This is a genomic window from Azospirillum sp. B506 (assembly GCF_000333595.1).
Lineage (GTDB): Bacteria > Pseudomonadota > Alphaproteobacteria > Azospirillales > Azospirillaceae > Azospirillum.
Map to the genome: position 1 here is coordinate 1 of NZ_BADK01000360.1, position 8,474 is coordinate 8,474.

At 63.8% G+C, this 8,474-nt stretch carries 9 protein-coding genes; 1 reads left to right on the forward strand and 8 read right to left on the reverse strand.

Annotation, left to right across the window (positions count from 1 at the left end; all coding sequences use genetic code 11):
* Window positions 1–695, forward strand: a 695-nt coding sequence (locus I71_RS11065; RefSeq protein ID WP_042694898.1) for a helix-turn-helix domain-containing protein, incomplete at its 5' end; no start/stop codon positions are given.
* A gap of 19 nt (window positions 696–714) precedes the next feature.
* On the opposite strand, the gene gloA is transcribed toward I71_RS11065, so the two are convergent.
* The 8 genes from gloA to rseP form a co-directional block, all read right to left on the reverse strand.
* Entirely contained in the window at window positions 715–1,110 is a 396-nt protein-coding gene (gene gloA, locus I71_RS11070) for a lactoylglutathione lyase (RefSeq protein ID WP_042694900.1), read from the reverse strand.
* 17 nt (window positions 1,111–1,127) lie between these two features.
* Window positions 1,128–2,324, reverse strand: a complete 1,197-nt coding sequence (lpxB, locus tag I71_RS11075; protein ID WP_280109869.1) for a lipid-A-disaccharide synthase — start codon at window positions 2,322–2,324, stop codon at window positions 1,128–1,130.
* Between the two features lie 11 nt (window positions 2,325–2,335).
* The gene (locus I71_RS11080) at window positions 2,336–3,193 is read right to left on the reverse strand and encodes an LpxI family protein (RefSeq protein WP_042694904.1); all 858 of its coding nucleotides are present in this window, start codon (window positions 3,191–3,193) and stop codon (window positions 2,336–2,338) included.
* Window positions 3,194–3,205: 12 nt separating this feature from the next.
* On the reverse strand, window positions 3,206–4,000 hold the full coding sequence (gene lpxA / locus I71_RS11085) for an acyl-ACP--UDP-N-acetylglucosamine O-acyltransferase (protein WP_042694906.1): 795 nt from the start codon (window positions 3,998–4,000) through the stop codon (window positions 3,206–3,208).
* Complete coding sequence (gene fabZ, locus I71_RS11090) at window positions 3,997–4,479, reverse strand: 3-hydroxyacyl-ACP dehydratase FabZ (protein ID WP_042694908.1); 483 nt, start codon at window positions 4,477–4,479, stop codon at window positions 3,997–3,999. Before fabZ ends, lpxA begins: the two co-directional genes overlap by 4 nt.
* Window positions 4,480–4,692: 213 nt before the next feature.
* Window positions 4,693–5,322 (reverse strand): OmpH family outer membrane protein, encoded by a 630-nt coding sequence (locus I71_RS11095; protein WP_042694910.1) that lies wholly within the window; start codon window positions 5,320–5,322, stop codon window positions 4,693–4,695.
* A gap of 1 nt (window position 5,323) precedes the next feature.
* Window positions 5,324–7,612 (reverse strand): outer membrane protein assembly factor BamA, encoded by a 2,289-nt coding sequence (bamA, locus tag I71_RS11100; protein ID WP_375731189.1) that lies wholly within the window; start codon window positions 7,610–7,612, stop codon window positions 5,324–5,326.
* Between the two features lie 78 nt (window positions 7,613–7,690).
* Window positions 7,691–8,449 carry an RIP metalloprotease RseP gene (gene rseP / locus I71_RS11105; protein WP_244433765.1) on the reverse strand — a complete coding sequence of 253 codons (759 nt, stop codon included), beginning with the start codon at window positions 8,447–8,449 and terminating at the stop codon, window positions 7,691–7,693.
* Between the last annotated feature and the right edge of the window lie 25 nt (window positions 8,450–8,474).

An 8,474-nucleotide genomic window follows, 5' to 3' on the forward strand; every position in this document is an offset into this window, starting at 1 on the left:
ATTTGTCCGGCGCCTTTGTCCTGGCGGCTTCCGGACTTCTGAATGGACGCCGCGCAACCACCCACTGGCGATATGCCGCAATACTGGGCAAGCTTTATCCCGACATCCAGGTGGTTCCCGATGTGCTGTATGTTGATGAAGGCAACATCCTGACCTCCGCCGGCAGTGCCGCCGGAATCGATCTTTGCCTGCATCTGGTGCGCCGCGACTTCGGAGCGGATGCGGCCAACAGCGTCGCCCGCCGGCTAGTGGTCCAACCCCATCGTGAGGGCGGGCAGGCTCAATTCATCGAAGCGCCCGTGCCCATCGCCCGGGAGGGGAGCCGCCTGGCACCGCTGCTCGACCATCTGCGCGAAACTCTGGCCGAGCCCCACAGCCTGTCCGGCATGGCGTCGCGGACGGGCATGAGCCTGCGCACCTTCCTGCGCCGCTTCCAGGCCCTGACCGGCACCACCCCCGGCGATTGGCTGTTGTCCGAGCGGCTGGCGCGGGCCCGTGACCTGCTGGAAGGCGGCACCCTGTCGGTCGAGGAGGTGGCGACACTGACAGGCTTTGGTTCTGCCGCCACCCTTCGCCACCATTTCCGCAAAAGGCTGGGGTTGAGTCCGGCGAGCTACCGTGCACGCTTCCGCCGAACCCCGGAGCCTGAACCAAAGACAAAGGGCGCGGTCGTCACCGACCGCGCCCCCTCATGATGGCCAATCGGCGGAACGATCACTTCCGCTCGATCAGCTCGACCTTGTAGCCGTCCGGATCCTCGATGAAGGCGATGACGGTGCTGCCATGCTTCATCGGCCCCGGCGGACGCGGGATCTTGACCCCGTCAGCGGCAAAGCTTTCGCAGGTGGCATAGATGTCCGGCACACCAAGGGCGATGTGTCCATAGGCGGTGCCGATCTCGTACGGCTCCTTCTGATCCCAATTGTGGGTCAGCTCCAGGACAGCGGTGTCGGACTCTTCGCCATAGCCGACGAAGGCGAGGGTGAAGCGGCCGCCTTCAAAGTCATTGCGGCGCAGCAGCTTCATGCCGAGCAGCCGGGTGTAGAAGTCCAGCGACTTCTCCAGGTCCAGCACGCGCAGCATCGTGTGCAGCAGACGGAATTCGCTCATGATCTCTGTTCTCCCGTTCAGGGTTTGACCGCTTGGGGCCTGTTCGAGCGGTGTTCGGCAACGACGTCAAGAATGGCGCGGGCGGCACGTTCGCTGGGCGGAGATTCGCCCTGCCCCAGCCACTGCGCCACTTCGGTCACGCCGTCGATCTGAGCCTGACGCGCCGCCGGATCATCCAGAAGTCGGCCAAGTTCGGCTGCCAGTCTATCGGGACGGCAATCCTGCTGCAGCAGTTCCGGAACCAGCATCCGATCGACCATCAGGTTGACGAGGTTGACGTACTTGATCCGAATCAGCCGACGATACAGCGCCACCGTCACCGGATTCAGCCGGTAGGCGATGACTGTCGGCAATCGGGCGAGCGCCAACTCCAGCGCAACCGTACCCGACGCCGCCAATGCCGCGTCCGCCGCAGCGAAGGCATCGTATTTCTCGGCGTCCCCCTCCACCAACAGGGTACGGACCGGCCAGTCGACGATGGCAGAGGCCACCCGATCGCGGACCGTCGCCACCGTCGGAACCACCGCGACAAGGTTGGGGTGGGAGGGCCGCAACAGGTCAAGCGTGGCACGAAAGTCCGGCAGCAACCGCGATACTTCGCCCTTGCGGCTCCCAGGAAGCACCGCCACGACGCGCTCAGCCGCAGCGATTCCATGGCGTTGCCGGAAACCCGCACCGTCCCCCCTTCCCGCTCCGCCTTCGACCACGGAATGGCCGACGAAGGTGCAAGCGAGTCCCTCCTTCTCGAAGTAGGGCGGCTCGAAGGGAAGGACCGCAAGCAGATGGTCGTAGATGGCGGCGTATTTTGCCGCACGCTTCGGCTTCCAAGCCCAGACCGTGGGTGCCACATAGTGGATCAACGGAATGGCGGGGTCGGCAGAGCGTATCTTCTTGGCTACCCGCACCGTAAATCCAGGTGAGTCGATTCCGACAACCGCATCTGGGCGGACACGCAGGATCTCCGTCACCGTCTGGTCGATGCGGCGAATCAGGTTCGGCAGATGCGGCAGCAATTCGAAGATTCCGAACAGCGTCAATTCGGCCATCGGAAACAGGCTGACCAGGCCCTCCGCCGTCATCCGCTCACCACCGATACCGACGAAACGCACCGTCCCGCCGGTCAGGCGCTTTGCCGCCGCCATCAGCCGGGCGCCGAGCGCGTCTCCCGATGGCTCGCCGGCGATCAGAAACAGCGTGGTGCTTCCATCCGCCACATCTTGCCCGTTCATTGCGGAACCTCGATACCGACGACGAACAGACCGAGACGATCCGCCGCTTCGGCCACGGCCGCACGGTCGACCAGAAGGCTGCCTCCTGCCTCGACCGCGATTCCTCGCAGGCCCGCGGCGGCAGCCCGTTCCACAGTGGTGACGCCCATGGTTGGCAGGTCGATGCGGCGGTCCTGACGCGGCTTCTTCACCTTCGCCAGAACCCCGCCGGGACCGGGCCGGGCGAGGCCGGCACAGCGGGCGAGCATCGCATCGGTCCCCTCGACCGCCTCGACAGCCAACACGATCCCCTGCTGTACGACCGCCCCCTGCCCAACATCGAGCGCCCCCATCGCCCGCGCAACCTCGACTGCACGGACGATGTCTCGTTCGGCCTCCGCATCGGGCGTCAAGCGGCCGACCGGCCCCCTGACGGTCAGCAGGTCCTTCAGCAAATCGTGCAATCCCACCACACGGAAGCCATCCTCCTCGACCTCCCGAACCACGGCTCGCAACAGGCCGTCGTCACCCAGGGCACGGGTGCCCACACGCGCAAGGAAGCGCGCGGTCCGCCAGTCCGGCATCAGTTCGGTAAAGGAGGGACGTTTCACCGGTCCAGCGAGAACGACCTCCCCCACCCCCTCCTCGTGGAGGCGGCGCAGGATCGTCCCCGCTGCGCCGAAGCGGCTCCAGACATGTGGCACATCGGCGACGGTTTCCGGATCGGTGTGGCCATCGAACGCAATGACGAAGACCTCACGTCCCTGACCGCGCACCGCGTCAGCGATGCGGGCGGGAAGAGTCCCGCCCCCCGCGAGGATGGCCAGCTTCGGTCCTGATGCCGGCGATCCCGTACCCTGTCGACTGTCGGCCATGGGCCGGGCGCCTCAGCTCTCGCGCGGCTGGCAGAGAGAGCGGGCTTCCTTGGCGCGGATGAAGGACAGGACGTCGGAAATCAGCGCCCGTTCGCCGAAGTCGCGCCCGACCTCCTCCACCCGCTCGGCGAAGGTGCCCTCCGGACCGAACAGCATGCGGTAGGCGGCGCGCAGGGCGTGAATATCGTCCTTCTTGAAACCCCGGCGCTCCAGACCGACGAGGTTCAGGCCAGCCAGCCGGGCGCGGTCGCCCATCACCAGACCGAAGGGGATCACGTCATTCTCGACACCGGACATGCCGCCGATCATGGCATGGGAGCCGATGCGCACGAACTGACGCACCGCCGACAGCCCGCCGATGATGACGTAATCGCCCAACGTGACATGGCCACCCAACGTGGCATTGTTGGCCATGATGACATGATCGCCGACGACGCAGTCATGCGCCACATGCGATCCCATCATGAACAGCCCGTCATCGCCGACGCGCGTGACCATGCCACCGCCTTCCGTGCCGGGGTTCATCGTCACATGCTCGCGGATCTGGTTGCGGGCGCCGATGAAAAGCTCCGACGGCTCGCCGTGGAACTTCAGATCCTGCGGCCGGTGGCCAATGGACGCAAAGGGATAGATGACGGTGTCGGCACCGATGCTGGTGCGCCCGTCGACAGCCACATGCGACACCAGCCGAACGCCATCGCCGAGCGTGACGTCGGGACCGACGACGCAGAAGGGGCCGATGTTGACCCCCTCTCCCAGCTTGGCCGCGGGATCGACGATGGCGGACGGATGGATGGTGACGGTCATTTTTCGTCCAGGATCATGGCGGAATAGACGGCTTCAGCGACGAGAACGCCGTTAACCTTGGCCTCGCCCTTGAACTTCCACACGTTGGCGCGCTGACGCTGCTTGGTGACATGGATGTGGATGGTGTCGCCGGGCGTGACGGGACGGCGGAATCGCGCCTCGTCGACGGTCATGAAATAGACCAGCTTGCCTTCCGCGTCAGGCCCGAGAGTCGCCACCACCAGCACGGCGGAGGTCTGCGCCATCGCCTCGATGATCAGCACGCCGGGCATCACGGGACGCGACGGGAAGTGACCCTGGAAAAAGGGCTCGTTGATCGTAACGTTCTTCACGCCGGTGGCACCCTCGCCCAGCGTCACATCGATCACCCGGTCGATCATCAGGATCGGGTAGCGATGCGGAATCATCTTCATGATCCGCATGATGTCGATGTCGTCGATCTTCTTGCTTTGCGCGTTGTTGTCCGCCGTCACGTCCATTGCCCGGCCGCCCGCCTTTCCACCAACCGATAGGGTTCATCGTTCCCCAAACCAGGGAACAGGCACCGCTGCCCCGATGGGAAACACCGGTGCCGTCTTGTTTGCTCCGCCTTCTTGCCCCATTTCCGCGGCAACCGCAACCGCCGAACCCGGAAACGAAACGGGGCCGCCACCCTCCCGCTCGGGACGGCGGCGACCCCGGTCAAAGCGACATCACTGCTTGGGAACGTTCAGCGCAACCTGCGGCAGCTTCTTGTTCACCCGCTCCATCACCAGATCGGTGACATCGAGTTGGGTATCCACCAGAACGAACTGCTGACGGGCAAGAACGAGGTTGGCATTGCGTTCGCGGGAGACATCCGCCACCACCTCGACCATCGTCTTGTGAACGACGGCCATCGCTTCGTTCAAGCTGGTCTCCAGAGCACGCTTGCGGGCCTGGACGGTCTTCTGGACGTCGGCCACCTGCTTCTCGAAATCACGACGCTTGGTGGCGAGCGCTTCGGGGGAAAGGACGGTCTGCTGCTTGCGCAGCTCGTCCTCGTTCTTGCGCAGCTTGTCCTCCAGCGCGGAGATTTCCTTCTGGTAGGAGTCGCGCAGAGATTCGAAGGACTTCGTGATGCCCTTCGATGCGTTGGATTCCTGCATGATCTTCTGCACGTCGATCACGGCAATGACCGGTGCCTTCAGCTCCGCACCCGGCGCCGGCACGTCGGTCTTGGGAGCCTCGGCCTTGGGTGCCGACTGGGCCTGAGCCACGGTCGCGGAGAGAACGAGACCGGCAGCCGTGACGGCCGACAGCATGGCGACGCGAAACGGCGTCTTCGACAGGGTGGATTGCATTTTAGAACCTGGTTCCGAAGCTGAAGCGGATGAGCTCTTTCTTGTCGTAGCCTTCCTTGCGGATCGGCAACGCGACATCGAGCCGGATCGGGCCGAACGGCGACTTCCACGACACGCCCGTGCCGACGGATACGCGGATGCTCTCGTCATCCTTCACGTTCGGATCTTTGATGTCGACCTTACCCAGCGTGCCCATGTCGGTGAAGGCGTGGCCAAGCAGACCGAACTCCTCCGGCAGACCGAAGGGGAAGCTCATTTCCACCGAGGCGCGGGCATAGCGGGTGCCACCCAGCGCATCGCCGGTCGAAACGTCGCGGGGACCGATACCGGCGGTGTTGAAACCGCGCAAGGTATCGCCGCCGATGAAGAAGCGGTCGCCCAGGTCCACCTTCTTGCCGAGCCCGTGGATATAGCCGATCTCACCGGTCGTGCTGAGCACCCATTGGTCCTCACCCAACGGCAGATAATACCCACCGGCGAGCTTGTTCCGCAGGAAGCGCACCGACCCGCCAAGGCCGGCGACGTCGTTGGTCAGGCGAATGAAGTACCCTTCGGTCGGCGTCAGCTTGCTGTTGCGGGCATCGTAGGTCAGTTCCTGACCGATCAGCGACGTCAGGCGTTCACCACGCTGCTCCTGAATGTACTTCGACGCGGTCGAAGGCACCTCTTCGATCAGGGTGTCCTGAAGCTGGTAATAGACCCGCTGGCGCAGCCGCTCGGTCAGAGGATAGCCAAGGCGCAGCGCGAAGCCGGTGTTCTTCTCGTTGAACGAACTCTCATCCTGGTAATTGTAGCGCGTCCGGAACACGTCCACGCCGGCCGACAGGTCGCGGTCCATGAAGTACGGCTCCGTGAAGGAGATGTCGTACAACTGGCGCCGGCTCGACAGCGTCGCACCCAGACGCAGATCCTGACCACGGCCGAGAAGATTGCGTTCGCGGATCGAGAAGTCACCCAGCGGACCGTCGGAGGTCGAGAAGCCGGCACCGATGGAGATTTCGCCGGTGGACTGTTCGGCCACGTCGACATTCACCACAGTGCGATCCGGCGCGCTGCTCTCGGCGGTCGTGATGTTCACGCGCTCGAAGAACCCCAGATCCTTGATGCGCTGCTCCGAGCGTTTCAGCTTCGAGGCGTTGAAGGGATCACCTTCCGACAGCAGCATCTCGCGGCGAATCACCTTGTCGAGCGTCCGGACGTTGCCGGAGATGTCGATGCGGTCGACGAAGGTGCGCGGCCCCTCGTTGATCTCATAAGTGATGTCGATTGTGTGGGTGTCACGGTTGCGGGTAATCCGCGGCCTAACGTCCACAAATGCATATTGCAGATCGCCGACGGCATTCGTCAGCTTGGTGATGGTGTCTTCCACCTTTTGGGCGTTGTACCAGTCGCCCTCGGTGGTGTTCACGCTGTTCTGCAGCACCGCGGGGTCGAGTTCCTTGAGCGAGGTCTTGATATCGACCTTGCCGAACTTGTAGCGCTCGCCTTCCTCGATGGTGAAGGTGATGAAGAAATCGGACTTGTCCGGCGTCAGCTCGGCGACCGCAGACACCACGCGGAAATCGGCATACCCTTCCTTCAAGTAGTAGCGGCGCAGCAGATCGCGGTCATAGTTCAGACGGTCCGGGTCGTAATTGTCGTCGGACGACAGGAAACGCCACCAAGCCGATTCCTTGGTCTGGATATTCTCGCGCAGCGTTCCATCGGAAAAATGCTCGTTGCCGATAAAGGTGATGCCACGCACACCGGTGCGCACACCTTCATTGATCTCGAACACCAGATCGACGCGGTTCTGATCGAGCTGGATGATCTTGGGTTCGACCGTCGCGCCAAACCGGCCCTGGCGGCGGTAGATGTCCTGGATGCGCTGAACGTCCGACTGGACCCGGGTGCGCGTGTAGACGACTCGGGGCCGCAGCTGGATTTCCTTGTCCAGCGTTTCCTTGTCGATGCGTCGGTTCCCCTCGAACGCGATCCGGTTGATGATCGGGTTCTCGGCCACGCTCACCACCAGCACGTCGCCGTCACGCTTCAGCACGACGTCGGCGAACAGGCCGGTGTTGAACAGCGATTTCAGCGACTGGTCGATGCGGTCGGGATCGAACGGGTCGCCCGGCTGAATCGTCAGATAGGAGCGGACCGTGGAAGGTTCGATTCGCTGGGTGCCTTCGACCCGGATGTCGCGCACCGTACCGCCACTGAAAACCTGGGCGACCATGGACCCCGTGGCACCCGCCGCCCGTCCGGGCGAGGCTGCGGTCTGGGCGTGGGCGACAGACACCGTCGTCATGGCGCAGCCGGCCAGCAGGCCCGCCACCAGAACTTTGCTCGACACCGGCAAATCACGCTCCCTGGCAAGGGGCTGGCTTTAGGAAACCAGTCCCCGGAAGAAATCGACCACGCGCAGTTGAACAAGGTCGTTCCACGTGGCGAAGACCATGAGCGTTAATACCAAGGCCAACCCAATTCGGAAACCGTATTCTTGCGCCCGCGCTCCGAGCGGCCGGCCAAGCAGCTTTTCGATGCCGTAAAAAAGCAGATGCCCACCATCCAGCATCGGCACCGGAAACAGGTTGATCAGCCCCAGATTGACCGACAGGAAGGTCATGAACCAAACCAGGGGATACCAGCCGGATTGCGCCACCTCGCCCGACATCTGGGCGATGCGGAGCGGCCCACCCAACTCCTCCGTCCCGCGCGATCCCTGGACCATCTGGCCCAATGCGGTGAAGGTCCCGGTGATCATGCCTGCGACTTCTCGTCCCGCCTGCCAAACGGCCGTCAGGGGATCGTGGCGCATCATGCCGACGCTGCCGCGGCTGATCCCGAGGAGTCCGATCTGATGGGCGTTGCCGAGTCGGTCGGTGACGGACTGCGAATCTGGCGTCGCCGTGACGGTCATCACACGTCCGTCACGCTTCAACTCGACCGCCAGCGGCTCTCCCGGACGGATCGACACGATCTGCCGGATCTCCTCGAATCGCTGCACGCCGGTGCCGTCGACCGAGAGGATCAGGTCTCCCGGCTGGATGCCCGCCCGCTCAGCCGCGCTGCCCGGCTGCACACCACCGACATCCGGCGGGGTGAAGGACTGGCCAGCGGTCATGAACAGCAGCGCCAGGACCACGATCGAAAGACGAAATGGCGATCGA

What these genes read in the sequence shown, in the direction of transcription:
- gloA (WP_042694900.1), bottom strand. Translation starts at nt 1,110, where the DNA reads ATGAGCGAATTCCGTCTGCTGCACACGATGCTGCGCGTGCTGGACCTG.
- I71_RS11080 (WP_042694904.1), bottom strand. Translation starts at nt 3,193, where the DNA reads ATGGCCGACAGTCGACAGGGTACGGGATCGCCGGCATCAGGACCGAAG.
- lpxA (WP_042694906.1), bottom strand. Translation starts at nt 4,000, where the DNA reads ATGACCGTCACCATCCATCCGTCCGCCATCGTCGATCCCGCGGCCAAG.
- fabZ (WP_042694908.1), bottom strand. Translation starts at nt 4,479, where the DNA reads ATGGACGTGACGGCGGACAACAACGCGCAAAGCAAGAAGATCGACGAC.
- I71_RS11095 (WP_042694910.1), bottom strand. Translation starts at nt 5,322, where the DNA reads ATGCAATCCACCCTGTCGAAGACGCCGTTTCGCGTCGCCATGCTGTCG.
- bamA (WP_375731189.1), bottom strand. Translation starts at nt 7,612, where the DNA reads ATGACGACGGTGTCTGTCGCCCACGCCCAGACCGCAGCCTCGCCCGGA.